Source organism: Microbacterium sp. NPDC064942 (assembly GCF_049545525.1).
Classification (GTDB): Bacteria; Actinomycetota; Actinomycetes; order Actinomycetales; family Microbacteriaceae; genus Microbacterium; species Microbacterium gawkjiense.
In genome coordinates this window covers 146,199-172,191 of sequence record NZ_JBMWDR010000005.1, presented here as the reverse complement: position 1 = coordinate 172,191, position 25,993 = coordinate 146,199, and the positions used below count along the sequence as shown (strand labels likewise).

28 protein-coding genes and 1 tRNA gene are annotated in these 25,993 nt (G+C 71.2%); 13 read left to right on the top strand and 16 right to left on the bottom strand.

Features of this window, described 5'->3' with window-relative positions; all coding sequences use genetic code 11:
* Positions 1 to 10: 10 nt before the first annotated feature.
* From ACPEH2_RS10475 to ACPEH2_RS10460, 4 genes are all read right to left on the bottom strand, one after another.
* Positions 11 to 1,309, bottom strand: coding sequence for a M20/M25/M40 family metallo-hydrolase (locus tag ACPEH2_RS10475; protein ID WP_423718643.1), 1,299 nt, complete (start codon positions 1,307 to 1,309; stop codon positions 11 to 13).
* Positions 1,310 to 1,395: 86 nt separating this feature from the next.
* A tRNA-Leu gene (locus ACPEH2_RS10470) sits at positions 1,396 to 1,480 on the bottom strand.
* A 92-nt stretch (positions 1,481 to 1,572) separates the two neighbouring features.
* Positions 1,573 to 2,676, bottom strand: a complete 1,104-nt coding sequence (locus ACPEH2_RS10465; RefSeq protein WP_253034914.1) for a VIT1/CCC1 transporter family protein — start codon at positions 2,674 to 2,676, stop codon at positions 1,573 to 1,575.
* Positions 2,677 to 2,756: 80 nt separating this feature from the next.
* Positions 2,757 to 4,598, bottom strand: a complete 1,842-nt coding sequence (locus ACPEH2_RS10460; protein ID WP_366213399.1) for a DEAD/DEAH box helicase — start codon at positions 4,596 to 4,598, stop codon at positions 2,757 to 2,759.
* Positions 4,599 to 4,696: 98 nt separating this feature from the next.
* Here ACPEH2_RS10460 and ACPEH2_RS10455 point away from each other — a divergent pair, with 98 nt between their 5' ends.
* Entirely contained in the window at positions 4,697 to 5,539 is an 843-nt protein-coding gene (locus ACPEH2_RS10455; RefSeq protein WP_423718642.1) for an SGNH/GDSL hydrolase family protein, read from the top strand.
* Between the two features lie 6 nt (positions 5,540 to 5,545).
* On the opposite strand, the gene ACPEH2_RS10450 is transcribed toward ACPEH2_RS10455, so the two are convergent.
* Positions 5,546 to 6,337 carry a TrmH family RNA methyltransferase gene (locus tag ACPEH2_RS10450; RefSeq protein ID WP_359919307.1) on the bottom strand — a complete coding sequence of 264 codons (792 nt, stop codon included), beginning with the start codon at positions 6,335 to 6,337 and terminating at the stop codon, positions 5,546 to 5,548.
* A 78-nt stretch (positions 6,338 to 6,415) separates the two neighbouring features.
* Between ACPEH2_RS10450 and ACPEH2_RS10445 the strand changes: the two genes are divergently transcribed.
* Together ACPEH2_RS10445 and ACPEH2_RS10440 are read left to right on the top strand one after the other, a co-directional pair.
* The gene (locus tag ACPEH2_RS10445) at positions 6,416 to 7,261 is read left to right on the top strand and encodes a Sir2 family NAD-dependent protein deacetylase (RefSeq protein WP_359919305.1); all 846 of its coding nucleotides are present in this window, start codon (positions 6,416 to 6,418) and stop codon (positions 7,259 to 7,261) included.
* A 26-nt stretch (positions 7,262 to 7,287) separates the two neighbouring features.
* On the top strand, positions 7,288 to 7,893 hold the full coding sequence (locus tag ACPEH2_RS10440) for a histidine phosphatase family protein (RefSeq protein WP_217531521.1): 606 nt from the start codon (positions 7,288 to 7,290) through the stop codon (positions 7,891 to 7,893).
* 3 nt (positions 7,894 to 7,896) lie between these two features.
* Here the strand turns inward: ACPEH2_RS10440 and ACPEH2_RS10435 are convergent, their stop codons facing one another.
* From ACPEH2_RS10435 to pdhA, 4 genes are read right to left on the bottom strand one after another with little or no spacing between them, the layout of a single operon-like run.
* Entirely contained in the window at positions 7,897 to 9,051 is a 1,155-nt protein-coding gene (locus ACPEH2_RS10435) for an acyl-CoA dehydrogenase family protein (protein WP_359919360.1), read from the bottom strand.
* A gap of 8 nt (positions 9,052 to 9,059) precedes the next feature.
* Positions 9,060 to 10,394: a dihydrolipoamide acetyltransferase family protein gene (locus ACPEH2_RS10430; protein ID WP_359919303.1), complete on the bottom strand. Its 1,335-nt coding sequence runs from the start codon at positions 10,392 to 10,394 to the stop codon at positions 9,060 to 9,062.
* Positions 10,391 to 11,398, bottom strand: coding sequence for an alpha-ketoacid dehydrogenase subunit beta (locus ACPEH2_RS10425; protein ID WP_253036080.1), 1,008 nt, complete (start codon positions 11,396 to 11,398; stop codon positions 10,391 to 10,393). Before ACPEH2_RS10425 ends, ACPEH2_RS10430 begins: the two co-directional genes overlap by 4 nt.
* Positions 11,395 to 12,516, bottom strand: a complete 1,122-nt coding sequence (pdhA, locus tag ACPEH2_RS10420) for a pyruvate dehydrogenase (acetyl-transferring) E1 component subunit alpha (protein ID WP_359919301.1) — start codon at positions 12,514 to 12,516, stop codon at positions 11,395 to 11,397. Before pdhA ends, ACPEH2_RS10425 begins: the two co-directional genes overlap by 4 nt.
* A gap of 178 nt (positions 12,517 to 12,694) precedes the next feature.
* Here pdhA and ACPEH2_RS10415 point away from each other — a divergent pair, with 178 nt between their 5' ends.
* Positions 12,695 to 13,168, top strand: coding sequence for an Lrp/AsnC family transcriptional regulator (locus tag ACPEH2_RS10415; RefSeq protein ID WP_359919299.1), 474 nt, complete (start codon positions 12,695 to 12,697; stop codon positions 13,166 to 13,168).
* Here ACPEH2_RS10415 and ACPEH2_RS10410 read toward each other — a convergent pair.
* Positions 13,116 to 14,123 carry an EamA family transporter gene (locus tag ACPEH2_RS10410; RefSeq protein WP_359919297.1) on the bottom strand — a complete coding sequence of 336 codons (1,008 nt, stop codon included), beginning with the start codon at positions 14,121 to 14,123 and terminating at the stop codon, positions 13,116 to 13,118. The two genes, ACPEH2_RS10415 and ACPEH2_RS10410, sit on opposite strands and share 53 nt — an antisense overlap.
* Before the next feature lie 91 nt (positions 14,124 to 14,214).
* Between ACPEH2_RS10410 and ACPEH2_RS10405 the strand changes: the two genes are divergently transcribed.
* Positions 14,215 to 14,772: a CGNR zinc finger domain-containing protein gene (locus ACPEH2_RS10405; protein ID WP_064002260.1), complete on the top strand. Its 558-nt coding sequence runs from the start codon at positions 14,215 to 14,217 to the stop codon at positions 14,770 to 14,772.
* On the opposite strand, the gene ACPEH2_RS10400 is transcribed toward ACPEH2_RS10405, so the two are convergent.
* Positions 14,732 to 15,628 carry an alpha/beta fold hydrolase gene (locus ACPEH2_RS10400; protein ID WP_359919295.1) on the bottom strand — a complete coding sequence of 299 codons (897 nt, stop codon included), beginning with the start codon at positions 15,626 to 15,628 and terminating at the stop codon, positions 14,732 to 14,734. The two genes, ACPEH2_RS10405 and ACPEH2_RS10400, sit on opposite strands and share 41 nt — an antisense overlap.
* Positions 15,629 to 15,693: 65 nt before the next feature.
* Between ACPEH2_RS10400 and ACPEH2_RS10395 the strand changes: the two genes are divergently transcribed.
* Positions 15,694 to 16,476 (top strand): exonuclease domain-containing protein, encoded by a 783-nt coding sequence (locus tag ACPEH2_RS10395; RefSeq protein ID WP_217531528.1) that lies wholly within the window; start codon positions 15,694 to 15,696, stop codon positions 16,474 to 16,476.
* A 55-nt stretch (positions 16,477 to 16,531) separates the two neighbouring features.
* On the opposite strand, the gene ACPEH2_RS10390 is transcribed toward ACPEH2_RS10395, so the two are convergent.
* The 3 genes from ACPEH2_RS10390 to glgA form a co-directional block, all read right to left on the bottom strand.
* Positions 16,532 to 16,783, bottom strand: coding sequence for a type B 50S ribosomal protein L31 (locus tag ACPEH2_RS10390; protein WP_018186539.1), 252 nt, complete (start codon positions 16,781 to 16,783; stop codon positions 16,532 to 16,534).
* Positions 16,784 to 16,863: 80 nt separating this feature from the next.
* Entirely contained in the window at positions 16,864 to 17,649 is a 786-nt protein-coding gene (locus ACPEH2_RS10385; RefSeq protein ID WP_064002264.1) for an ABC transporter ATP-binding protein, read from the bottom strand.
* 9 nt (positions 17,650 to 17,658) lie between these two features.
* Positions 17,659 to 18,870 carry a glycogen synthase gene (gene glgA / locus ACPEH2_RS10380; RefSeq protein ID WP_359919293.1) on the bottom strand — a complete coding sequence of 404 codons (1,212 nt, stop codon included), beginning with the start codon at positions 18,868 to 18,870 and terminating at the stop codon, positions 17,659 to 17,661.
* A gap of 76 nt (positions 18,871 to 18,946) precedes the next feature.
* On the opposite strand from glgA, the gene glgC reads away from it, so the two are divergent.
* Genes glgC through ACPEH2_RS10365 form a run of 3 tightly spaced genes read left to right on the top strand, consistent with a single transcriptional unit; the run spans position 18,947 to position 21,600 of the window.
* A complete protein-coding gene (gene glgC, locus ACPEH2_RS10375; RefSeq protein ID WP_253036087.1) occupies positions 18,947 to 20,191 on the top strand; it encodes a glucose-1-phosphate adenylyltransferase in 1,245 nt (414 codons plus the stop codon).
* A 37-nt stretch (positions 20,192 to 20,228) separates the two neighbouring features.
* Entirely contained in the window at positions 20,229 to 20,864 is a 636-nt protein-coding gene (serB, locus tag ACPEH2_RS10370; RefSeq protein WP_359919291.1) for a phosphoserine phosphatase SerB, read from the top strand.
* A 52-nt stretch (positions 20,865 to 20,916) separates the two neighbouring features.
* Positions 20,917 to 21,600 carry an alpha/beta fold hydrolase gene (locus ACPEH2_RS10365; RefSeq protein ID WP_359919289.1) on the top strand — a complete coding sequence of 228 codons (684 nt, stop codon included), beginning with the start codon at positions 20,917 to 20,919 and terminating at the stop codon, positions 21,598 to 21,600.
* A 6-nt stretch (positions 21,601 to 21,606) separates the two neighbouring features.
* Here ACPEH2_RS10365 and fabG read toward each other — a convergent pair whose 3' ends face one another.
* The gene (gene fabG / locus ACPEH2_RS10360; protein ID WP_064002268.1) at positions 21,607 to 22,317 is read right to left on the bottom strand and encodes a 3-oxoacyl-ACP reductase FabG; all 711 of its coding nucleotides are present in this window, start codon (positions 22,315 to 22,317) and stop codon (positions 21,607 to 21,609) included.
* Positions 22,318 to 22,409: 92 nt separating this feature from the next.
* Here fabG and ACPEH2_RS10355 point away from each other — a divergent pair, with 92 nt between their 5' ends.
* The 4 genes from ACPEH2_RS10355 (at position 22,410) to ACPEH2_RS10340 (ending at position 24,331) form a co-directional block, all read left to right on the top strand.
* Positions 22,410 to 22,931 (top strand): DUF4190 domain-containing protein, encoded by a 522-nt coding sequence (locus tag ACPEH2_RS10355; RefSeq protein WP_217531532.1) that lies wholly within the window; start codon positions 22,410 to 22,412, stop codon positions 22,929 to 22,931.
* 109 nt (positions 22,932 to 23,040) lie between these two features.
* Positions 23,041 to 23,304, top strand: coding sequence for a DUF3099 domain-containing protein (locus ACPEH2_RS10350; protein ID WP_423718641.1), 264 nt, complete (start codon positions 23,041 to 23,043; stop codon positions 23,302 to 23,304).
* Positions 23,301 to 23,504, top strand: coding sequence for a hypothetical protein (locus ACPEH2_RS10345; protein WP_217531534.1), 204 nt, complete (start codon positions 23,301 to 23,303; stop codon positions 23,502 to 23,504). Before ACPEH2_RS10350 ends, ACPEH2_RS10345 begins: the two co-directional genes overlap by 4 nt.
* Positions 23,501 to 24,331: an SURF1 family protein gene (locus tag ACPEH2_RS10340; protein ID WP_253034458.1), complete on the top strand. Its 831-nt coding sequence runs from the start codon at positions 23,501 to 23,503 to the stop codon at positions 24,329 to 24,331. Before ACPEH2_RS10345 ends, ACPEH2_RS10340 begins: the two co-directional genes overlap by 4 nt.
* A gap of 20 nt (positions 24,332 to 24,351) precedes the next feature.
* Here ACPEH2_RS10340 and ACPEH2_RS10335 read toward each other — a convergent pair whose 3' ends face one another.
* Positions 24,352 to 25,950, bottom strand: coding sequence for an ABC-F family ATP-binding cassette domain-containing protein (locus tag ACPEH2_RS10335; protein ID WP_217531547.1), 1,599 nt, complete (start codon positions 25,948 to 25,950; stop codon positions 24,352 to 24,354).
* Positions 25,951 to 25,993: the final 43 nt, after the last annotated feature.

Genomic DNA, 25,993 nt, shown 5'->3' with positions numbered 1-25,993 from the left:
GCGGGGCCTTTCAGTACGAGCGGATCAGATCGGTGAGCACACGCTGCCCGAACACCAGCGCGTCGATCGGGACACGCTCGTCGACACCGTGGAACATCCCCGTGAAGTCGAGATCGGCGGGCAGTCGCAGCGGTGCGAACCCGAACCCGGCGATGCCGAGCTCGGCGAGGGCCTTGTTGTCGGTCCCTCCCCCCATAAGGTACGGGATGACCGGTACGCCGGGATCGTGCCTGCCCAGCGCGCCGACCATCGCGTCGACAAGGTCCCCGGCGAACGGCACCTCGAGTCCGATGTCGCGGTGCACGACCTCGATGCGGATGTCGTCGCCGACGATCCGCTGCACCTGTGCGAGCACCTCGTCCTCGCGCCCGGGGAGGGTGCGGATGTCGATCGCGGCGGTCGCGGCATCCGGGATCACGTTGTGCTTGTAACCGGCGGTGAGACCGGTCGGGTTCGTGGTCGTCCGGAAGGTGGAGCGCAGGAACGCGGATGCCGCGCCCGCCGTGTCGGCGACGGTGTCGGGGTCGTCGGCCAGGGTGCCCGACAGCTCGGCGAGCGAGCCGACGAGCTGGCGCGTCGTCGAGGTGAGTTCGATCGGCCATCCCGTGCGGCCGAGAGCGGCGACGGCCTCGGCGAGGCGCGTGACGGCGTTGTCGGGGTGGTGACGGCTGCCGTGCCCGGCGAGGCCGGTCGCGTGCAGCCGGATCCAGACGAGCGCCTTCTCGCCGACCTGCAGCAGGTACGCGCGCTCGTCGCCGACGGCGATGGAGTACCCGCCGACCTCGCTGATCGCCTCGGATGCGCCGGCGAACCACTCGGCCCGGTCCCGGACCACCAACTGGGAGCCTTCGACGCCGCCGTTCTCCTCGTCGGCGAAGAAGGTCAGGATCAGGTCGCGCTCGGGCTGCTCCCCCGCCCGCAGGAGGTCGCCGACCGAGGTGAGGATCATGGCGTCCATATCCTTCATGTCGACGGCGCCGCGACCCCACAGCATCCCGTCCTTGACGACACCTTCGAAGGGGTCGACGCTCCAGTCCTCGGCCACGGCGGGGACGACGTCGAGGTGGCCGTGGAGGACGAGCGCGGGGTTGTCGGGGTTGCGCCCCGGCACCCGCGCGGTGACGTTCGTGCGGCGCGGGATCGGCTCGAAGAACTCCGGGGTGAGGCCGAGCGACTCGAGGTACGCGCCGACGTACTCGGCGGCCTCCCGTTCGCCGTGCGCGCGCCCTTCGCCGTAGTTCGTCGTGTCGAACCGGATCAGGTCGCGCGCGACGCGGGCGACCTCGGGCAGATCGTCGGGAGCGGACATGCCGCCCACGCTACCCGGTCGGCAGGACGGCGCCGCGGAGGCCGGAAACGAGAAATGGGCCCCTTTCGGGACCCATTTCGACTCTGTGCGCGAGGGGGGACTTGAACCCCCACGCCCTATTCGGGCACTAGCACCTCAAGCTAGCGCGTCTACCTATTCCGCCACCCGCGCAGAGTTTTCTCCCGTCGTTTCCTCGGGGATTTCGGTTTCGCAACCGAGGATCGACAGTAGCACGTTCTGACCGCTCCCGATAATCGGGGCGACTACGCCGCGGAGACGCCGAAGAGCAGACCCAGCAGGTAGGTGATCGCCGCGGCACCGAAGCCGATCGCGAGCTGGCGGAGGCCGCGGCGCAGGGGCGGGGCGCCCGAGAGCAGCCCGACGGTGGCGCCGGTGAGCAGCAGCGCGAGCCCGACCAGCGCGAGGGCGAGGACGACGGCGGAGAGCCCTGAGAGGCCGAAGATCCAGGGCAGGACCGGGATTACGGCACCCGAGGCGAAGAACGCGAAGCTGGATGCCGCGGCCCCGAACGCCGAGCCAACGGATTCGAGGTCGGCGGGCGGCTCCGCGGCGCGCCGGTAGGGCACGGCGCGGTCGCTCGCCTGGGCGGTCGCGATGACCTTGCGTGCCCGGGCCAGCGCGTCGTCCTCGTCGAGCCCGCGCGTCCGGTACACCAGGGCGAGCTCATTGGCGTCCAGGTCGAGGTCGGGCAGGACGTGATCGGTGTCGTTGTTGGGATGCGTCGCCTCGATCAGTTCGCGCTGCGAGCGGACCGAGACGAACTCGCCGGCCGCCATCGAAAGGGCGCCCGCGAGGAGGCCCGCGATGCCGCTGAAGAGCACGAACTGCGGCGCGACCCCGGTCGCGCCGATGCCCATGACGAGGGCGAGGTTGGACACCAGTCCGTCGTTGGCCCCGAAAACGGCGGCGCGGAAGGTGCCCGACAGGCGCATCCGACCGCGCGCGGCCAGGCCGCGCACGACCTCGCCGTGGATCTTCTCGTCGGCTCGCATGGCGGGGGTGGCGTGCGGGTCGTCGTCGTACGGGGAGCGGTTCTCGGCGTTCTGCGCGAGCGCGAGGACGAAGATCGAGCCGAAGCGGCGCGCCATCGCCGCCAGCATCCGTGTGCGCACCGACGCCCTCGGCAGCCGCTGCGGCTCGCCTCCCAGCAGTTCCAGCCAGTGCGCTTCGTGGCGCCCCTCCGCGTCGGCGAGCGCCGTCAGGATGTCGCGCTCCTCCCCGGACTTCCGTGCGGCGAGTTCGCGGTACACGCGGGCCTCGGCGCGTTCGTCGGAGAGATAGGAGGCCCAGCGTCGCCGATCCCTCGGGGTGGCGTCGGGCAGCGGGGTCGCGTTCGTCGTGCTCATGTCCCCTTCACGGTAGTCACCGCGTCCGGCCGGGACCGCGCCGAAGCCGGAACTGCCAGCATTTCGGGGATCCGAAGGGGTCAGGAGTGGACGCGCCGTCGGAGGACGTCGATGCGCGCCTGCAGCTGCGCGACGGTCGCGCGCGCGACCTCGGGTCCCCCGCACACGCGACGCAGTTCGGCGTGCACGGCGCCGTGAGGTTCGCCGCTCTGCCGCGCGTAGAGCCCGACGAGGCTGTTGAGCAGCTGTCGCTGCTCGCGGAGGGTACGGTGCAACGCCGGCGGCAGGGTGTTCTCCGGCTCTCCCGTCTCCTCGCCGCGCGCCTTCTCCTGGGCTTCGCGGGCGTGACGGTGACGCGACTGCCGCGACTGCCGCTGCATGAGGAGTTCGTGCACGTGCTCGGGCTCCAGCAGGCCCGGGATGCCGAGGAACTCCTCCTCCTCGAGAGTGCCGGGGACGGCCAGCTGCCCGAACTCCTTGCCGTCGTAGAGCACCCGGTCGAAGTGCGCGGTCGAGCCGAGAGCCTGGTAGCTGCCCTCCTCGAGCAGCGAGTCCGACGCCTTGTCCTCGCGCTCGGCCTCCTCCAGCAGCGAGTCCTCGAGACCGTCGTCGTCCGTCTCCTCGCGGTCGAGGGCGTGGTCGCGCTCGCGCTCCATCTCGTTCGCGAGGGCGAGCAGCTGCGGCACGTTGGGGAGGAAGACGGATGCCGCTTCGCCGCGGCGCCGGGCCCGCACGAAGCGTCCGATGGCCTGAGCGAAGAAGAGCGGGGTCGAGGCGCTCGTCGCGTAGACGCCGACGGCGAGACGGGGGACGTCGACCCCCTCCGACACCATCCGCACCGCGACCATCCACCGCGTCGTGGACTGCGAGAAGGTCTCGATCCGCCCCGACGCGGCCTTGTCGTCGGAGAGGACGACCGTCGTCGGCTCCCCCGTGATGTCGCGGAGGATCGCGGCGTAGGCGCGGGCGGCCGTCTGATCGGTCGCGATGACGAGACCCCCGGCATCCGGGACGTCCTGGCGGACCTCGCTCAATCGGCGGTCCGCGGAGCGCAGCACGGCGGAGATCCACTCGCCCTCGGGGTTCAGCGCCGTCCGCCACGCCTGCGCGTTGATGTCCTTCGTGTTGTCCTGACCGAGGTGCGCCTCGTACTCGTCACCGGCCTTGGTGCGCCACTTCATCTGGCCCGCGTACACGTGGAAGAGCACCGGACGGACGACGCCGTCGGCGAGCGCGCGGCCGTAACCGTAGTTGTAGTCGGTCCGCGAGATGCGGATGCCCTTGTCGTTGGGGTGGTACTCGACGAACGGGATCGGTGCCGTGTCGCTGCGGAACGGCGTGCCCGACAGCAGCAGCCGTCGGGTCGCCCGCCCGTAGGCCTCGCGCAGCGCGTCGCCCCAGCTGAGGGCGTCGCCGCCGTGGTGGACCTCGTCGAGGATGACGAGGGCGCGCGAGTCGAGGACGAGACGCTCGTGCACGGCGGCCTTCACCGCGACCTGCGCGTAGGTGACGGCGACGCCGTGGTAGTGCCGCGCCGGTGAGTAGTGCTTGTTGCTGAACCGCGGGTCGAGCCGGATCGAGACGCGCGCCGCGGCATCCGCCCACTGCGTCTTCAGGTGCTCAGTCGGCGCCACCACGATGATGCGATCGATCACCCCGCGCCGCAGCAGCTCGCTCGCGAGCCGGAGCGCGAAGGTCGTCTTGCCGGCGCCGGGGGTGGCGGCGGCGAGGAAGTCGCGGGGTCCCCGTCCGACGCCGTCGGGCCCGTCGGCCTCGAAGTACTGCTCGAGGGCCTCGGCCTGCCAGGCACGCAGGTTCTGGGCCGTTCCCCACGGGGCGCGCTGCGGGAACGCGGGCGAGAGGTGCTCGGCGGCGAAACTCCCGAAGTGGGGCTCCTGCGAAGCCGCCCCCTCTTCGTTCATCGTCTCGCTCGTCACGTCGATCCACCCTAATCGTCCGGTCCGACACCGGGCGCCCCGGGTCGCTGCGCGCGGACGGGTAGCCTCGAGGCGGAGGTGCCATGCACGACATCGACTCCGGGCCCGACGAGAACCGTTCGCCCTACGTCCCCAACTCGACCGCCCACCCGTGGCGACGGATGGTGTCGATCGGTGACTCGTTCACCGAGGGGATCGGCGACCCCTACCCCGACCGCCGGGGTGAGCACCGCGGCTGGGCCGACCGCGTCGCTGCCGTGCTCTCGTCCCAGGTGGAGGACTTCGCCTACGCGAACCTCGCGATCCGGGGCAAACTCATCCGCCAGATCGTGGACGGGCAGGTCGAACCCGCGCTCGCGCTGAAGCCCGACCTCATCACGCTCTCCGCCGGCGGCAACGACGTCATCCGCCCGCAGGGTGATCCGGATGCGGTCGCCGAACTCTTCGAGGACGCCGTCGCCCGGTTGTCGTCGCAGGGCGCGACGCTGCTCGTGTTCACGGCCGTCGACACCGAGTTCACCCCGGTGTTCCGCGGCATCCGCGGGCGCGTGGCGATCTACAACGAGAACATCCGAGCCATCGCGGATCGGTACGACTGCATCGTCGCCGATCAGTGGGCGCTGAAGTCGGTGCAGGACATGCGCTTCTTCGACGACGACCGGCTGCACTACAACGCGCTCGGGCACCACGAGGTCGCACGGATGGTGCTGCGCGCCCTGAACGTGCCGAATGACCTGCAGCCGATGGCTCCCGAGGCGCTGCCGCCGACCACGTGGCGCGCCGCGCGCGCGAACGACCTCGTCTGGGCGCGGGAGCACTTCGTGCCCTGGGTCCTGCGGCGCCTGCGGCACCAGTCCTCGGGAGACAACGTCACCGCCAAGCGCCCCGAAGCGCTGCCGTTCTCGACCGACGCACCGCAGGGCTGATCCGACTCAGCGCAACGCCCAGAGCGCGACCGCGGCGGCCGACGCGACGTTGAGGGAGTCGACCCCGCCCGCCATCGGGATCGTGACGATCGTGTCGGCGGCGGCGAGGGCGGCGTCCGACAGCCCCTCGCCCTCAGACCCCATGAGCACGGCGAGCCGCTCCGGTCGCGCTGCGGCGAACGCGTCCAGGGGCACCGCGTCCTCGGCCAGCGCGAGAGCCGCCAGGTGGATGCCGGCGGCCGCGAACAGCGGCGACGCGGCATCCCATCCGGGCAACCGCGTCCACGGCACCTGGAAGACGGTGCCCATGCTCACCCGCACGCTCCGGCGGTACAGCGGATCGCCGCAGCGCGGGCTGACGAGCACGGCGTCCGCGCCGAGGGCGGCGGCGGCGCGGAACGCGGCCCCCACGTTCGTGTGGTCGACGATGTCCTCGAGGACCACGACCGTGCGCGCACCCTCGAGGAGCGCGGCGGGATCCGGGAGCGCGGGGCGATGCATGGCGGCGAGCGCACCCCGGTGGACGGCGAAGCCCGTGACCTGCTCGGCGACGGTGTCCGGCACGACGTAGACGGGGGCGTCGCCGGCGAGCGGGAGCGCGTCGTCGAGCCACTTCTCCTGCACGAGCAGGGAGCGGGGACGGTGCCCCGCCGCGACCGCACGGGAGATGACCTTCGCCGATTCGGCGATGTAGAGGCCCCCGGCGGGTTCGGCGACGCGCCGCAGCGCCGTGTCGGTGAGGTCGCGGTAGTCCGACAGGCGCGGATCGGCGGGATCGTCGATCCGGGTCGTCGTCATGCACCCATGCTGTCACGGGCGCCGCGGCGTGATCTGCGCGAAACCGCGACGGCGTAGGCTCGGAAACCGAGGAGGGCCATGAGCGTGCTGGACCTGGATGCCGCGACGAGCGCCGCCGTGGAACGCGCGGTCGACGCGCTCGCCGGGCGCCGCGTCGCCGTCCTCACCGGCGCCGGGGTCTCGACCGATTCGGGCATCCCCGATTACCGCGGCAAGGGCGCCCCCGTCCGCACCCCCATGACGGCGCAGGAGTTCCTCGCCGACGACGCCTCCCGGCGGCGGTACTGGGTGGGCAGTCACCTCGGCTGGCGCACCTTCGCCGCCGCCGCCCCCAACGACGGGCACCGCGCGCTCGCCGACCTCGAGCGGTCCGGGGTCGCGACCGGCGTCATCACGCAGAACGTCGACGGGCTCCACCTGCGCGCCGGCAGCCGCCGGGTCGTCGAGCTGCACGGCACGATGCGGCGGGTGAGCTGCCTGCACTGCGGTCAGGTCTTCGACCGGCGCGACCTCGCCGAGCGCATCGAACGCGACAACCCGTGGATCACCGTGCCCGACAGCGTCGAGCTCGGTCCCGACGGGGACGTCCTGCCGGGTCGCAGCGACGGCTTCGTCGTCCCGGACTGCTCGGTGTGCGGCGGGATGCTGAAGCCCGAAGTCGTCTTCTTCGGCGAGTACATCCCGCTGGAGAAGTTCCGCGAGGCCGAGCAGCTCGTGCGCGCCAGCACCGCCCTGCTGATCGCCGGCTCGTCGCTCGTCGTGAACTCCGGCATCCGGCTGCTCGACCGGGCGCGGCGCCGCAAGCTCCCGGTCGTCATCGTCAACCGCGGGCAGACCCGCGGTGACGCGCGGGCGACGGTGAAGATCGACGCCGGCACTTCCGAGGTGCTGACGGCGCTGAGCCGGGCCCTCTCGGCGGGCTGACACCGCGCCCCGCGTAGGCTCGTGGGGTGACGATCCTCACCCTCGTACGCCACGGCGAGACCGACTGGAACCGCGCCCGCCGCATCCAGGGCTCGACGGACATCCCGCTCAACGACACCGGCCGGATCCAGGCACGTGCCGCCGCCCATGACCTCGCCGAGCGCGTGACGCGCGCGAGCACGACCGTCGTGGTCTCGAGCGACTTGTCCCGCGCGCATGAGACCGCCCGCATCATCGCCGCGGAGCTGGGCTTGCCGGAGCCGACCACCCACATCGGCCTGCGGGAGCGCTCGTACGGCGAGGCCGAGGGCGTCACCGACGTGGAGTTCGCCGAGCGCTGGGGACCCTGGGACACGGCCGTCGTGCCAGGCGCCGAATCCCGCGATGCCGTGGCGGTCCGCGCGCTCGCCGCACTACAGGAGGTCGTCGAGCGCGCCCGGCGCGAGAACGATCCGCACGCCCCCGACCTCATCGTCGTCGCCCACGGCGCGCTCATCCGCGCCGTCATGGAGCACGTGACCGACGGCGTGCACCCCGGCCGAGGCCACAAGATCCTCAACGGGTCGGCTCACAGCTTCCGCGTCGAGCCGGAGGGTCTCATCCTGCTCGAGACCTCCGCCGTCCCCGTCTGACGATCAGGCGAGCCCGAGCGATCGGGCGATCAGGAGCAGCTGCACCTCGGTCGTCCCCTCCCCCACTTCGAGGATCTTCGAGTCGCGGAAGTGCCGGGCGACGGGGTACTCGTTCATGAACCCGTTGCCGCCGAAGATCTGCGTCGCATCGCGTGCGTTGTCCATCGCGGCGTCGCTCGAGGTGAGCTTGGCGATGGCGGCCTCGGTCTTGAACGGCAGGCCGGCGTCGCGCAGACGCGCCGCGTGCAGCCAGGCCAGCCGCGACACGTGCCCGCGCTGCTGCATGCGGGCCAGCATGAACTGGATCGCCTGCCTGCTGCCCAGCGACTCCCCGAACACGACACGGCTCTTCGCGTAGTCGACGGCCGCCTCGAGGCATCCCTCCGCGGCACCGGTGGCGAGCGCCGCAATCGCGATCCGACCCTCGTCGAGGATGTGCAGGAAGTTCGCGAAACCGCGGCCGCGCTCCCCCAGGAGGTTCCCCTCCGGGACGCGCGCGCCCGTGAAGACGAGCGGATGCGTGTCGCTCGCATGCCAGCCGACCTTGTCGTACGCCGGGCCGACCGTGAACCCCGGGGTGCCGCTCGGGACGATGATCGTCGAGATCTCCCGCGTCGCGGAACCCGGCTCCCCCGTGACGGCGGTGACGGTGACGAAGCGCGTGATCGGGGTGCCCGAGTTGGTGATGAACTGCTTGGCCCCGTCGATCACCCATTCGCCGCCGTCGAGACGCGCGGTCGTGCGGGTGGCCCCGGCATCCGATCCCGCCTCCGGCTCGGTCAGACCGAACCCGGCGAGCGCACGACCCGCCAGCAGGTCGGGCAGGTGCTCCTCGCGCTGCGCGTCGGTCCCGAAGCGGAAGATCGGCATCGCCCCGAGGCTGACACCGGCCTCCAGCGTGATGGCGATGGACTGATCGACGCGCGCGAGCGCCTCGATGGCGAGTCCGAGCGTGACGTAGTCGCCGCCCTGCCCGCCGACCTCCTCGGGGAACGGGAGGCCGAACAGTCCCATGTCGCCCATCTGGGCGACGACGTCCATCGGCAGGGTCTTCGTGCGATCCGCCTCGTACGACACCGGCGCGACCACCTCGTCGGCGAACGAGCGCACGAGACCGGCGAGCTCGACCTGTTCCTCGCTGAGACCGTATCCCGACATCGACAGGCTCATGCGAACACCATCGCCCGGGCCGGGTCGCGCAGGACGTCACCCACGTCGGTGAGGAACCGAGCCGCCTCGGCGCCGTCGACCAGCCGGTGGTCGAACGACAGGCTCAGCGTCATGACGTCGCGCAGCGCGACGCCGCCCTCGTGCTCCCAGGGCCGGCGCTGCACCGCTCCGAGACCGAGGATGCCGGCCTCCCCCGGCACGAGGATGGGTGTGCCGGCGTCGACGCCGAACACCCCGTAGTTGGTGATCGAGAAGGTGCCGCCCGACAGGTCCGCCGGAGTGGCCTTGCCCGCCCGTGCCGTGTCCGCGAGGGCGCGGATCGCGTCGGAGAGCTCGAGGAGCGGCATCCCGCCGGCATCCTTCACCGAAGGAACGACGAGTCCGCGCTCGGTCGCCGCGGCGATGCCGAGGTTGACCTTCGCGAAGCGGACGATCTCGCCCGCCGCGTCGTCCCACGTCGCGTTCAACTCCGGCGTGCGGCGCAGCGCGAGGCAGACCGCCTTCGCGGCGACCGCCAGGATCCCGACCCGGCGCTCCGCGTAGCGGGCGTCGGCCCGCAGACCCGCCACGAAGGCGACGGATGCCGTCACGTCGACGGTGAGGAAGGTCGCCGCGTGCGGGGCGGTGAACGCGGAGCGCACCATCGCGTCGGCCGTGTGCTTGCGCACCCCGCGGATCGGGATGCGCTCGTCGTCGGCCGCGCCGGCGACGGGTGCCGCGGTCGGCGGCACGGGCCCGCGCGGAGCCTCGGGGGTCGCCGGGGCCGTGCGGGCGGCGTAAGCCTCGACGTCGTCGCGCGTGATGAGACCGTCCACCCCGCTCGCGGCCACGAGGTCGAGGTCGACCCCGAGGTCGCGGGCCAGCTTGCGCACCGGCGGCGTGGACCGGGGGCGCTCGCGCGGCTCGCGCTCGGGGGCGCTCGGCGCGATCGCGTCGTGCGGCGCGGCCTCGCGGACGGCCAGGTCCACGGCGTCGCCCGCCGCCCCCGCCCGAGCCCGCCGCTGCGGGCGGGCGGTGCTGCGGGGCGCCGCCCCGTAGCCGACCAGGTTGGGCTCGCGCTTCTCCGCGGTCTCGGGGACCAGGGCATCCGATCCTTCGACGTCGAACGAGATGAGCACCTCGCCGACGGGGACGACGTCGCCCTCGGCGTGACGGATCGCCGAGACGGTGCCGGCGAAGGGGGACGGAAGTTCGACGACGGCCTTGGCCGTCTCGACCTCGGCGATCGTCTGATTCAGCGTGACCTCGTCACCCGCGGCGACGTGCCACTGCACGATTTCGGCCTCGACGAGGCCCTCCCCCAAGTCGGGAAGGCGGAAGTCGGTGATCACGCGGTCACCTCCGGCATCCCGGCACGCCCCATGACGCGGTCGACGGCGTCGAGGATCCGATCCAGGTCGGGCAGGTGGTGCTGCTCGAGCTTCGCCGGCGGGTACGGCACATCGTGCCCGGTCACCCGCAGCGGCGGCGCTTCGAGGTAGTGGAAGCACTTCTCCGTGATGCTCGCGATCACCTCGGCGGCGACGCCGGCCTCACGGGACGCCTCGTGCGTGACCACGACGCGACCCGTGCGCCGGACGGAGGCCGCCACGGTCCCGTAGTCGACCGGGGACAGCGACCGCAGGTCGATCACCTCGAGCGAGAGTCCCTCGTCCTCGGCGGCGAGCGCGGCATCCATCGCCGTCGTCACCTGCGAGCCGTAAGTGACGATCGTCACGTCGGTGCCCTCCCGGACGACGCGCGCGAGGCCGAGGGGCGGCGCGTCGGCGATGTCGCCGTCGAGATCGACCTCGCCCTTGGCGTGGTACAGCCGTTTCGGCTCGAAGAAGACGACCGGGTCGTCGCTCGCGATCGCCTGGCGGAGCATCGTGTACGCGTCCTGCGGATTCGACACGGCCACCACGCGCAGACCCGCGGTGTGGACGAAGTACGCCTCGGGCGATTCGGAGTGGTGCTCGGCGGCCCCCACGCCGCCGGCCCAGGGGATGCGGATCGTGATCGGCATCTTCACGCGTCCCTGCGTGCGGTAGTGCAGCTTCGCGACCTGACTGACGATCTGGTCGAAGGCGGGGTAGACGAACCCGTCGAACTGGATCTCGACGATCGGCCGGAAGCCCCGGAAGGCGAGACCGACGGCGGTGCCGACGATGCCGGACTCCGCGAGCGGGGTGTCGACCACACGGCGGGGTCCGAACTCGGCCTGCAGACCGTCGGTGATGCGGAACACGCCGCCGAGGCGTCCGATGTCCTCCCCCATCACGAGCACGCGGTCGTCATCGGTCATGGCGCGACGCATGGCGGCGGTGAGGGCCTTGCCCATCGTGAGCTCGGTCATCGCGCCCCTCCTTCGGCGAAGCCGTCGAGGTAGGCGGCGAACCCGGCGCGCTGCTCGTCGAGCCCGCTGTGGGGCTCCGCGTACACGTGGTCGAACACGCGCAGCGGCTCGGGGGCGGCGGCCCCCACGACGGCGCTGCGCATCGCCGCCGTGAAGCGGTCGGCATCCGCCGTCAACGCCTCGGCGAAGGCGTCGTCGAACGCACCGAGGGACCGCAGGTACGCCTCGACCCGGGCGAGGGGGTCGCGCGCCCGCCAATACGCCACCTCGTCCGCGTCGCGGTAGCGGGTGGGGTCGTCCGAGGTGGTGTGCGGTCCGACGCGGTAGGTGACGGCCTCGAGGTACGCGGGACCTCGGCCGCTGCGGGCGTGGTCGGCCGCCCAGCGCATCGCCGCGATGCACGCGAGGACGTCGTTGCCGTCGACGCGCAGGCTCGGGATGCCGAAGCCCGGCGCGCGGCCGGCGATCGGTGTCCGCGACTGAAGTCCGACGGGTTCGGAGATCGCCCACTGGTTGTTGGAGCAGACGAACACGACGGGCACCGCGAAGGCCGAGCCGAAGACCATCGCCTCGTTGACGTCGCCCTGGCTGGTCGCGCCGTCGCCGAAGTAGGCGACCGCGACCTGGTCGCCGCCGTCGCGCTGGATGCCCATGGCGTACCCGACGGCGTGGAGGCTCTGCGCGCCGATGATGATCTGCGGGTTCGCGACGTGGACGTCGGCGGGGTCCCAGCTGGCGTGCTCGGCGCCGTGCCACACCATGACGAAGTCGCGGGGCTTCACGCCGCGGACGACCTCGATGCCGATCTCGCGGTAGCTGGGGAAGAGGAAGTCGTCGTCGTGGCAGGCCCAGGCGGTGCCGACCTGCACGGCCTCCTGACCCTGCGCCGGCGCCCAGAGGCCCAAGTGGCCCTGGCGCTGCAGCGCGACGCCCTCGGCATCGAGGCGGCGGGTCAGGAACATGTCGCGGTAGACCTGTCGGAGCATCGCGGCGTCGACGTCGGCGGCCCACGGGTCGAGCCGCTCGTCGCGGACGCGGCGGCCCTCGTGGTCGAGAAGACGGGCCACGTCCTCGGTGTCGCTCGCCACCGACGCGGCGGGGGTCAGAGTATCGGTCATCATCGTCCCTCTCTGATCGCGGACACGCGTCTTGTGGACGGGTGACCGGCGCAGAACACCGGCTTCGTCGCCGGATGCTGCGAGAGTATGCCGACATCGCACCTCGCTCAAGCATCACGCGCAACATTGAGCAGGATGCGTAAGCGGCGCCGCGACCCCCCTGCTATGGTGTGGCACTATGAGCGCCCTCGACCACGTGGATCTCGAGCTTATGAACGCCCTCGCCGAGGACCACCGTGCCACCGTGGTCGCGCTCGCCGAGCGACTCGGGCTCTCCCGCAACACCGTCCAGGCCCGCATGGCCAAGCTCGAGCGATCGGGGGTCTTCCTCTCGTTCGAGCGCGCGATGTCGCCCGCCGCGCTGGGCTATGCGATCGACGCGATCCTGCACGTCCAGGTGCGCCAGGCGGATCTGCCGCGGATCACCGACGAACTGCAGGAGATCCCCGAAGTGGTCCAGTGCCACGGACTGAGCGGACCCGTCGACCTGCTCGTGCGGGTCGCGGCGCGCGACACGCAGCACCTGTTCGACATCGACGCGCGCATCCTCGCGATCGACGGCGTCGAGCGCACCGAGACCTCCCTCGCCATGGGCGAGGTCATCGGTTACCGGGTCCGACCTCTCCTGGCAGCGGCTCGGCGGGGGAACTGACATCGGCGGGCGCGCGTTCCTCGACACGGACGAGGACCACGCCCACCAGGATGAGCGCGCCACCCACGAACTGGACCGGCGCAGGCGCCTCCCCCAGCAGCAGCCACGCGAAGCTCAGCGCGAACAGCACCTCGGACAGCCCGACGAACGAGGCCAGCCGCGACCCGATCCTCGGGACCGCCATGACGCCGAACGCGTACCCCATCGCCGTGCAGAGCCCGACGAGCAGCAGCGGGACCAGCGGCGCAGCACTCATCCCGAGGAGCTCGACCGGCGCGCCCGACACGGTGAGTGGCAGGATGCCGACACCCGCCAGGGCCAGGATCGTCACCGTCCCGACGAGCAACCCTCCGGCCGCCAGGGCGAGCGGCGGCAGGTCGTCCCCGGTGCGCTCGCTCATGACGAAGTACACGCACGCGCACACCGCCGCCAGGAGGGCGAACGCCGTGCCGAGCAGATCGAAGCGCGCACCGGCGATGTCGACGACGAGGACGAGGCCGGCCATGGCGACGACCGACCCGATGAGGACGGTGCGCGACGGCGCGCGGCGCGTCCTCGCCCAGACGAAGAGGACGAGCATGACCGGCGCGAGGTACTGGATGAGCAGGGCGACGCCCACCGGCATCCGCTGCAGGGCCGAGAAGTAGAAGACCTGGCATCCCACCACCGGGATGAGCCCGAAGGCGACGAGCGAGAGCCAGTGCACCCGCAGGAAGTCCGGGCGGCGGCGGAGCGTGCGCACGAGCGCGGGCGAGAGGACGAGGCCCGCGACACCCATCCGGATCGCCAGCACGGCCGCGAGCGACCAGCCGCCCTCGAGGAGCGGCTTGGCGATCGGGCCGCTGATCGAGAACGTCAGCGCGCTCGTGACCGCCAGCAGCAGTCCGCTCGAGGGCGTGCGCCGCACGACGGGGGCGGGGTCGGCGGCGAGCCGGACGGGCGCGGTGTGCGTCATCGATCGTCCTCGGGGGTGCGGTCCGTGAGTCATGACCTAAGCGTCATTACACTGGTGACAGTAGCGATCCCCCGCGTCAGGAGTCAAGACCATGTTCATCCATGACACCGAGATCTCGCTGCGTGCCGCGACGGCGCTTGTGAACTCCCTCCCCGAGATCGACGGCGAGGGCGTCGACAGGCTGGCGACCCTCGACGACCTGAGCGCGTTCCTGCAGGAGTTCCCCTACAGCGGCGTGATCCGCCGGGACGACGTCGAACTGTCCGAGCTGCGTGCCGCACGCACGCGACTGCGGATGCTGTGGGCCGGCGACCGGGTGGCGGCGGTGCCCATCGTCAACGCGATGCTGCGCGAGGGGAAGGCGCTTCCCCAGCTCGTCATCCACGACTCCTACGACTGGCACATCCACGCGACCGACGACGCGGCGCCGCTCGCGACGCGCATCACCGTGGAGGTCGCGATGGCGTTCGTCGACGTCATCCGCTCGGACGAGTTCGACCGCGTGCGGGTATGCTCGGCCGACGACTGCGAGGCCGTCTACATCGACTATTCGAAGAACGGCTCGAAGCGCTACTGCGACACCGGCAACTGCGGCAACCGTATGAACGTCATGGCGTATCGGCGCCGGAAGGCCGAAGAAAGCGCGTGACGGCGGATGCCGCAGCCTGCGGCGTCTCGTAGTGGATGAGGTGCCCCACACCGGGGATCACGACGAGCTCCGCGTGCGGGAACAACTTCTGCAGCGCGTACTGCGCCGACAGCGGCGTGATGTCGTCGTTCTCCGCGGCGATGAGCAGCGTCGGCACCGCGATGTCGGGGGCCGCGGCCCGGACGTCGTTCGACACCGAGGTGACGAACGCCTCGGAGAGGGTGTCCCGATCGGCGAAGCGCGAGAAGTAGGTGTCGTGTTGGTCGTGGATGAACGCGCGGAGGTCCTTGTCGCGCGTCTTGGCCATTGCGATGCTCATGACCCGCACGATGAGCGGGTTCCGCAGCAGCGCGTCGCCCAGGCGGCGCGGCAGGCGCGCTCCGGCCCGGTAGTAGAAGATCGCGAGACGGGTGAGGATGCCGCGGGGCCCCTCGAGCGCCGGTGCGCCGATGGGGTTCACGAGGATCAGCCGCGGCGTCGGGAGCCCGCGGGCCACAGCGGCCGCCGAGACGATCGACCCGAACGAGTGCCCCAGGACGACGGCTCCCGGCGCCGCCGTGGCGGCGAAGGCCGTGAGCCAGTCGGCGTAGCCGGCCAGATCGTGCCGGCCGGGCAGCGCGGGGGTCTCGCCGAACCCCGGCAGGTCGGGTGAGACGACGCGCACGTCGTCGAGGAAGGCGACGACCGGCTCGAGGCCGTGGTGCTCCCCCCGGAATCCGTGGACGGCGAGGATCGTCGTGGCCGCGTCATCCGGTCCGTAGACCCAGTAGGCCGTCGGTACATCCGCGACGGTCACCTCGTGGCGCTGAACAGAGATCGCGCGCAAGCGGTCGGCGTACGGGCTGGCGACGGTCACTCCACGAGTCTACGAGCGCGGCGCGCCGCCCGAGGGATGTCGGAGGCTCGTCCTACGGTCGGAGCGTGGTGAGTTGGCAGTCGATCCCCCTGTGGGACGACGACGCGTGGGACGGGGACAACGGCCCCGACCACGACTCCGCGCCCGGGCTTGTCGCCGATGACCCGCCGGGCGTCGGCGCCCTCGGGGTGTTCGACCTCGAGACGACGGGGATCGACGTCCGCGAGGACCGCATCGTCACCGCGCACGTCGGGGTGCTGGACGCGAGCGGACGCGTCGTCTCCGCTCGGAACTGGCTCGCCGACCCGGGCGTCGAGATCCCGGCCGGCGCGACCGCCGTGCACGGGATCACGACGGACCACGCACGCGCTGCCGGCCGTTCTGCCGCGGAGGTCGTCGCCGAGGTGACGGCTGCCCTGCGCGAGCTCTTCGACCGCGGAATCCCGGTCGTCGCCTACAACGCGCCCTTCGACTTCTCGATGCTCAAGTACGAGGCGCTGCGCCACTCCGTGGAACCTATCGCCGCCCCGTCACCTGTCATCGACCCCCTCGTGGTGGACAAGACCTACGACCGCTATCGCCGCGGCAAGCGCACGCTCGAGGTTGTCGCAGCCCACTACGCGGTCCCGCTTGAGGGCGCTCACGACGCCGCGGCCGACGCCGTGGCGGCGGGCCGGGTCGCACAGGCCATCGCCGCCCGGTACGGGCTCGAGCTGGGGTCTGTCGAACTCCACACGCAGCAGGTGTCCTGGGCCAGGGCGCAGGCCGAGAGCCTCACGGAGTACTTCATCAGCATCGGCCGCCTCGACCCCGAGGACGCCCTCGACGGCAGCTGGCCGATCCGCTGATCGCACCGGGGTACGACGAAGGCCCCGCCGGAGCGGGGCCTTCGGTGACGGCTGCTTACTTGCTGCCGAAGTTCTTGAAGCGCTGGTTGAACTTCTCGACGCGGCCGGCCGAGTCCATGATGCGCTGCTTGCCCGTGTAGAACGGGTGCGAGGCGGACGAGATCTCGACGTCGATGACGGGGTAGGTCTCGCCGTCCAGCTCGATCGTCTTGTCGCTCGAGACCGTCGAACGGGTCAGGAAGGTCTCGCCGGAGCCGAGGTCGCGGAACACGACGGCGCGGTACTCGGGGTGGATGTCAGTCTTCATTGGGTTCCTCACGAAGTGCCCTGGATTTTGCCAGATGCGGGTGGAAGTCTGCGGCGCGAGCGCGCCAACGCAAGATTCTATCAGGATGCCGCGCGAGCGGCGAACCGGCCGTCCTCGGCCGTCAGCGTGATGGGCAGACCGAAGGTGGCCGTGAGGTTCTCCGCCGTCAGGGTCTCGGCGATCGGCCCCTGCGCGACCGCGGCTCCCTCGCGCAGCAGGAGGACGTGCGTGAAGCCGACGGGGATCTCCTCGACGTGGTGGGTGACCATGATCATGGCCGGCGTCGACTCCTCCCGGGCGTACCCGCCGAGGAGGGACAGCAGCTCCTCGCGGGCGCCGAGGTCGAGGCTGGCGGTCGGCTCGTCCAGCAGCAGCAGCTCGGGGTCGGTCATGACGGCACGGGCGATCTGCACCCGCTTCTGCTCACCGTCGGAGAGCGTCCCGAAGGTGCGGTCGGCGAGGTCCGCAAGACCCCACTCCCCCAGCACGCGACGCGCACGGCGCTCATCGATCGCCTCGTAGTCCTCGCGCCACCGGCCCAGGACCGAGTAGGCCGCCGTGAGGACGACGTCGAGCACCGTCTCGTCCTGGGGCACGCGCTTGGCCATCGCCGACGACGCGAAGCCGATCCGCGGGCGCAGGTCGAAGACGTCGGTGCGTCCGAGCCGCTCGTCGAGGACGGTGACGGCGCCGGAGGTGGGGTGGACGAGTGTCGCCGCGAGCTGCAGCACCGTCGTCTTGCCGGCGCCGTTGGGGCCGAGCACCACCCAGCGCTGGTCGGACTCGACCGTCCAGTCGATCCCGTCGACGATGTTGCGGGCGTTGCGGCGGACGACGACATCGGCGAGTTCGAGCACCTGAGGCATGGCCCCAGCCTATCGAGCGCCGGAGCCCTCCCGAGCGGCCGCGACGACCTCCCGGTAGAGCGCGGCGGTCTCGTCGGCGATCGCCTCCCAGCTGAAAGCGGATGCCGCGCGCTCCCGGCCCGCCCTGCCGTAGGCCCGTGCCCGCTCCGGGTCGGAGACGACCTCGGTCAGGGTCGCGGCGAGGTCGGCGACGAACTTCTCCGGATCGACGGGTGTCCCGGTGCCGTCCTCAACCTGTTCGATCTCGACGAGGCGACCGGTGACACCGTCGATGACGACTTCGGGGATGCCGCCGGTCGCCGTGCCGACGACGGCCGCGCCGCACGCCATCGCCTCGAGGTTGACGATGCCGAGCGGCTCGTAGACGGACGGGCAGACGAACGTCGTCGCGGAGGAGAGGATCGCGCACAGGTCCGGGCGCGGCAGGAACTCCTCGATCCAGACGACTCCCTCCCTGCTGCGCTGGAGCTGCTGGACGAGCCCCTGGACCTCGGCCATGATCTCCGGCGTGTCGGGGGCCCCGGCGCACAGGATGAGCTGCACCTCGGGCGGCAGGAGCTCGGCGGCGCGCAGGAAGTACGGCAGACCCTTCTGGCGGGTGATGCGCCCCACGAAGACGACCGACGGCCGGGACGGGTCGATGCCCCACCGCGACAGGAGCTCCGGGTCCTCGCGGGGCTGCCAGGCGTCGACGTCGATGCCGTTGTAGATGACCCGCACCTTGGCGGGGTCGAGGGCCGGATAGCTCCGGAGGATGTCGCGCCGCATCCCGTCGCTGACGGCGACCACCGCGGCGGCGTTCTCGTAGGCGGTCTTCTCGACGTAGCTCGAGAGCGCGTAGCCGCCGCCGAGCTGTTCGGCCTTCCACGGACGCAGCGGCTCGAGGGAGTGCGCGGTCACGACGTGCGGCACACCGTGGAGCATCGAGGCGAGGAACCCGGCGTAGTTGGCGTACCAGGTGTGACTGTGCACGACGTCCGCGCCTGCGACGTCGCCCACGATCTCGAGGTCGGTCCCGAGGGTCTGCAGCGCGGGGTTCGACGCCGACAGGCCGGCAGGGACGGCATAGGACGTGGTGTCGGCCTCGTCGCGCTCGGCGCCGAAGGCACGGACCTGGACCTCCATGCGGGAGCGGAGCGCCTTCACCAATTCGGTCACATGGACACCGGCCCCGCCGTAGATCTCGGGCGGGTATTCCTTCGTGACGATGTCGACGCGCATGGACCGAACTCTAGGGCACCGGGACACGGCGTTACAGTCCTAGTCGGACCCTCGGAAAGACACATAGTGTGAGCACATGCCAGCATCCCCGAAGGTTCTCGGTATCGTCCTCGCCGGCGGCGAGGGCAAGCGACTCATGCCGCTCACCCAGGACCGCGCGAAACCCGCCGTCCCCTTCGGCGGGCAGTACCGGTTGATCGACTTCGCGATCTCGAACCTCATCAACTCCGAGCTCCGCCAAATCGTCGTCCTGACGCAGTACAAGTCGCACAGCCTCGACCGTCACGTGTCGCAGACGTGGCGCATGTCGGCTCTGCTCGGGGCCTACGTCACCTCCGTGCCCGCACAGCAGCGGCTCGGCAAACGATGGTTCTCGGGGTCGGCCGACGCGATCCTCCAGTCCCTCAACCTGATCCACGACGAGAAGCCCGACATCGTCGCGGTCATCGGCGCCGATCACGTGTACCGCATGGACTTCCAGCAGATGATCGAGGCGCACATCGCCTCGGGCGCGCGCGCCTCGGTGGCCGGCATCCGTCAGCCCATCGGGCTGGCCAACCAGTTCGGCGTGATCGACGTGGACCCCGCCGACGGCGTCACGATCCGGGACTTCCTCGAGAAGCCGCAGAACCCCACCGGGCTGCCCGACAGCCCCGGCGAGGTGCTCGCCTCGATGGGCAACTACGTCTTCGACACCGACGCGCTGATCGAGGCCGTCGAGGCCGACGGTGAGCTGCCGACCTCGAACCACGACATGGGCGGCGACATCATCCCCTACTTCGTCTCCCGGGGCGAGGCCGCAGTCTACGACTTCAAGCGCAACGACGTGCCCGGCTCCACCGACCGCGACCGCGACTACTGGCGCGACGTGGGGACGATCGACTCGTTCTTCGACGCGCACATGGACCTCATCTCCGCGCTGCCGGTCTTCAACCTCTACAACATGGACTGGCCCATCCGGTCGCAGTCGGTGAACTCCCCGCCCGCGAAGTTCGTCCGCGACGGGATGGGGCGGATCGGGAACGCGATCGACTCGATCGTGTCGCTGGGCTGCGTGCTCTCGGGCACGCATCTCGAGCGGAGCGTGCTGGGTCCGTGGACGCTCTCGGGCGGCGGTGCGACCATCACCGACTCGGTCCTCTTCGATCACGTGAGCGTCGGTGCCGGCGCACGTGTGCACCGCGCGATCCTCGACAAGAACGTCGTGATCGACCCCGGTGCCACCGTGGGCGTCGACCGCGAGCTCGATCTGTCGCGCGGGTTCACCGTCACCGACAGCGGACTCACCGTCGTGGGGAAGAACATCCGCATCACCTCCTGAGCGCGGGGCCCGGCGATGGAGCCGCTAGCGTGGTCGGGTGCCTGACGCCCGATTCCTCGTCGTGTTCGACGCCGATTCCACGATCATCCGCAACGAGGTCATCGAGCTCATCGCCGATGAGGCCGGCCGCGGTGCGGAGGTCGCCGCCGCGACCGAGGCGGCGATGCGCGGTGAGGTCGATTTCGCGACGAGTCTGCGCTCCCGGGTGCAGCAGCTGACCGGCGTCCCGGTCGCCTCCTTCGCACGGGTGCTGTCGCGCGTCGAGCCGACGCCGGGCGTACACGAGCTGATCGCCGCGATCCACGACCGGGGCGGCGTCGCGGCCGTCGTGTCGGGGGGCTTCCACGAGATCCTCGACACCGTCGCCCCCTCGCTCGGCGTCGACGTCTGGCGAGCCAACCGGCTGGCGGTCTCGAGCGGCGCGCTCACCGGCGTCGTCGACGGTCCGATCGTCGATGCGGCCGGCAAAGCCGAGGCGCTGCGCGAGTGGGCGCAGACCTACGGGTTGGCGCCGGCGGCGACCATCGCGGTCGGCGACGGGGCGAACGACCTCCTGATGATGGATGCCGCCGGCCTGGGTGTCGCGTTCAACGCGAAACCCGCCGTCCGCCGTCGTGCCGACCTCGTCGTCGGTCCGGTCGATCTCGCCGCCCTCATCCCCCTCCTCCCCTGATCCGATACCGGGGTACCGCCGGATGTCGGCGACCGCGGGTAGCGTCGCCGCCATGGACATCATCCTCATCCCCGGACTCTGGTTGACGGCCGCGTCATGGGACGACGTCGTCCCCGCACTGCGCGACGCGGGCCACTCCCCGCATCCGCTCACGATGCCGGGCGTGGGCGCCCCGGCATCCGAGGTCCGTCTCACGGACTGGGTCGACGCGGTCGTCGACGAGATCGACCGCATCGACGGTCCGGTCGTGCTCGTCGGTCACAGCGGCGGCGGGAACGTCGCGTGGGGCGCCGCCGAACGCCGCGCCGACCGGGTGACGCGGGTGGTGTTCGTCGACACGACGCCTCCGCCTCCCGGCGCCGACATCTCGGAGTTCCCCCTCGTCGACGGCGTCGTCCCGTTCCCCGGCTGGGAGTTCTTCGATGCCGAGGACGTCGATGACCTCGACGACGCGACCCGTCGGCGGACGGCGCCGCTCACGGCATCCGTTCCCGGGCACGTCCCGACCGATCCGCTGTTGCTCGAGGGCACCGACCGTCACCGCGTCCCCGTCACCCTCCTCATGGGGTCCCTGGACGAGGCGGCGTTCCGAGAGGCGGTGACGGCCTGGGGCGCGTTCGCCGCGGAATTCGCCGCGATCGCGGAAGCCGAGGTGGTCCGGCTGGGGACCGGTCACTGGCCCCAGTTCTCTGCGCCGGACGAGCTGGCGCGGCGGATTATCGAAGCGGTGCGCTGATACCCGTCAGTGGCCCATGCCGAGGCCGCCGTCGACCGGGATGACGGCGCCCGAGATGTAAGCGGCGTCGTCGGAGGCGAGCCAGACGACGGCGGCGGCGACCTCGTCGGCTGCGCCGAAACGCGCCGCAGGGATGTTCTTCTTGTACTCCGCCTGCGTGTCCTCGGGAAGGGCTGCGGTCATGTCGGTCTCGATGAAACCGGGAGCGACGACGTTGGCCGTAATCCCCCGCGACCCGAGCTCGCGGGTCAGCGAGCGGGCGAAGCCGACGAGCGCACTCTTGGAGGACGAGTAGTTGATCTGCCCGGCCGAGCCGTAGAGGCCGACGACCGAGGAGATGAGGATGACGCGGCCCCACTTGGCCCGCAGCATCCCCTTGGCGGCGCGCTTGACGACGCGGAAGGCGCCGCCGAGGTTCGTCGAGACGACCGAGTCGAAGTCCTCCTCCGTCATGCGCAGCAGCAGCGTGTCCTTCGTGATCCCGGCGTTCGCGACGACCACCCCGACGGGGCCGAGCTGCTGCTCGACCTCGGTGTACGCGGCATCGAGGGAGGCGGCGTCGGTGACGTCGGCTCGGACCGTCAGCGTCCCCTCGGGACCCTCGCCCGATCGAGCGGTCACGGCGACCGTGTAGCCCTCCGAGACGAATCGCTCGGCGATCGCGCGGCCGATGCCGCGGTTGCCTCCGGTGACGAGGACGACGCGCTCGTGGGACATGTTTCTCCTTGCTCCGAGCCGGGTGAACCGCACCAGCCTAGCGGCGCGCACGGCGGGTAGGCTGGGGGTCACCTCGCCTGAAGGAGACGGACGTGACCGACGCCACGAACACCCCGCCGCAGCCCTCCGACGTGCCGCCGGCCCCGCCCGCCGCGGGCGCCGCGTACCCGCCCGCCCCGCCGTACGCGCCGCCCTCCGCGCAGGGACAGCCCGCCTACGGCGAGCAGCAGACCGGCACGCCGCAGCCCTACGCGCAGCCGACCTACGGCCAGCAGCCGTACGCCCAGCCCGCCTACGGGCAGCAGCCCTACGGACAGCCCGCCTACGGCTACGCCCCGCCCCGGCCCAACAACGTCCTCGCGATCATCTCGCTCGTCGCCTCGATCGCCGGAGTGACGTTCATCCCCCTCATCGGTTCGATCGCCGGTGTCATCACGGGCCACATGTCACTCAAGCAGCTCAAGACCTCCGGTGAGAACGGCCGCGGTATGGCCGTCGCCGGCACCATCATCGGCTGGATCGGCACGGGCTTCTGGCTGCTGCTGATCCTCATCTGGGTGATCGCGGCCATCGCGATCGCCGCCTCGATCCCGTCCATGGGCCAGATCTCCTAGGAGCCCTCCCACGTCCCGCCGCACCAAGTACGACTCGACACCGTCCGCGACCTCGCTCGCCACGGCGCCGGAGGTCGACGCACGCTCGCGCACCCGTCGCTACGTCATCATGATGACCGTCCGCGTGGTCTGCTTCATCCTGATGGTCACCGTCACTCCCTACGGCTGGCAGACCTGGATCTTCGCGGCCGGCGCTGCGGTCCTGCCCTACCTCGCCGTGGTCGTGGCCAACGTCGGCAACGGCGACGAGGTCGTCGTGGCCGATCGCCCGTCGCGCGAGATCGACGCGGCACCGACGGCATCCGCTCCCCCGCCGAAACCGGACGAGAACGTGATCAGGATCCAAGAGACCCGGCCCCGGGAGGAGCGATGACCAGCCCGCAGTGCTCGCGCGCGGGGTGCCACGCCGACGCGCAGTGGCAGGTCGTGTGGCGGAATCCCCGCATCCACTCGGCCGACCGGCGCAAGGTGTGGACCGCCTGCCCCGACCACGTCGGGTTCCTCCGCGACTACCTCGCGTCGCGGAGCTTCCCCGTCGAGGTCCTCGCGCTCGACACCGCACCCGCCTCGTGAACCGCGACACGGCGCTGCGCTGGAGCGGATACGTCGCCATGGCGATCGTGTTCGCGATCGCCTGCGCGTTCCTGTCCAACTGGCAGTTCTCGCGCAACGCGGAACGGGATGCCGAGCTCGCACTCGTCGCCGACAACTATTCGCGCGAGCCCGTCGCCCTGCGCGACCTCATCCCCGCCGGGCAGGACCTCGTCGCGAGCGACGAGTGGCGTCCCGTCGAGATCCGCGGTGAGTACCTCACGGAGCAGACGCTGCTCGTGCGCAACCGGCCTCACGGCGGCACGAGCGCGTTCGAGGTGCTCGTGCCGTTCCGGACGGACGACGGTCGCGTCGTCGTGATCGATCGGGGCTGGGTCCCGCCCGGCGACGACCAGCCGGAGCCCGACCGCGTCCCCGCGCCGCCGACGGGCGAGGTCACCGTCGTCGGCCGCCTGCAGCCCGGCGAGCCGCCAGTGCGCGAGGGTCGCTCCGCCCCCGAGGGGCAGGTCGCCAGGATCGATCTCACCCTCATCGCGCCGATGACGGGCCAGGCGGGCGACATGATCGACTCCGCCTACGTCCTGATGACCGAGGAGACTCCCGCGCCGGCGGAACGCCCGCAGCAGCTGGAGGATCCGTCGGCCGACCCCGGCCCGTACCTCTCGTACGCGATCCAGTGGATCCTCTTCGCCGTCATGGGCTTCGCCTTCATCTGGTACATGATCCGGACCGAGATCCGACACCGGCGCGAGGACGAGGAGGACGGCGGGCGCACGCGACCTTCCCGGCCGCAGCGACGACGCGACCGCGACATGGAGGCCGAGGACGAGCTCCTCGACGCCCGCTGACCGCCGCCGGCGGGCGTCCGTCAGGCCAGGGTGATGAGGTCGATGTAGTCGCGACCCCAGATGTCCTCGACCCCGTCGGGCAGGATCAGCACACGCTCGGGGTTCAGGGCCTCCACGGCGCCCTCGTCGTGCGAGACGAGCACGACCGCGCCCTCGTAGTGCGCGAGCGCCCCGAGGATCTCCTCACGGGAGGCCGGGTCGAGGTTGTTCGTGGGCTCGTCGAGCAGCAGCATGTTGGCCGACGAGACGACGAGCGTCGCCAGGGACAGTCGCGTCTTCTCGCCGCCGGAGAGCACCCCGGCCGGCTTCAGCACGTCGTCGCCGGTGAACAGGAAGGACCCCAGCACCTTGCGCGCCTCGGTGGCGGTGATGTCCGGCGCGGCCGACATCATGTTGTCGAGGACCGAGCGGCTGACGTCGAGGTTCTCGTGCTCCTGCGCGTAGTACCCGATCTTCAACCCGTGACCGGGCTCGATGATCCCGGTGTCCGCCTTGTCGACGCCCGCGAGGATGCGCAGCAGCGTCGTCTTGCCCGCGCCGTTGAGCCCGAGGACGACGACGCGCGACCCGCGGTCGATGGCGAGGTCGACGCCCGCGAAGATCTCGAGCGAGCCGTAGGACTTCGAGAGGTTCTTCGCCATGAGCGGTGTCTTGCCGCAGGGGGCGGGCTTCGGGAACCGCAGCTTCGCGACCCGGTCGTCCTGACGGACGTCGTCGAGACCGGCGAGCAGCTTCTCGGCGCGGGCCACCATCTGGTGCGCGGCGGCGGCCTTGCTCGCCTTCGCGCCGAAGCGCGCAGCCTGCTGCTGCAGCGCCGTCGCCTTCTTCTCGGCGTTCGCGCGCTCCTTGCGGCGCCGCTCCTCGTCCGCCGCACGCTGACGCAGGTAGTTCTTCCAGTTCATGTTGTAGACGTCGATGACCTGACGCATGGCGTCGAGGTAGAACACCCGGTTGACCGTCTCGCCGACGAGGTCGATGTCGTGGCTGATCACGATCAGCCCGCCCTTGTACCCCTTCAGGAATTCCCGCAGCCACACGACGCTGTCGGCGTCGAGGTGGTTCGTCGGCTCGTCGAGGATCATCGTCTGCGCGTCGGAGAAGAGGATGCGGGCGAGCTCGATGCGTCGCCGCTGTCCACCCGACAGCGTCTTCAACGGCTGATCGAGAATCCGGTCGGGCAGGGAGAGGTTGTGGGCGATCGACGCCGCCTCCGCCTCGGCCGCGTATCCCCCGAGCGCCTCGAAACGCTCCGTGAGCGAGGCGTACTTCCGCATGGCGCGGTCGGCGACGGCGGCATCCGTCGATGCCATCTGGTCGGCCGTCTCGCGCATGCCGACGACGAGCGAGCCGAGTCCCCGGGCGTCGAGGATGCGGGTGCGGGCGAGCATCTCGGGGTCGCCCGACCGCGGGTCCTGCGGCAGGTACCCGAGCTCGCCGCTGCGGTCGACCTTGCCGTCCGCGGGCAGCAGGTCGCCGGCGAGCACCTTGGTCAGGGTCGTCTTGCCGGCGCCGTTGCGCCCGACGAGACCGATCTTGTCGCCCGGCGAGACGCGGAAGGAGACATCGGACATGAGGGTGCGCGCACCGACGCGGATCTCGAGATCGTGCACGGCGAGCACAGCAGACGTCCGTTCTTCCTGGGGAGGCGGCCGAGTGGCCAAA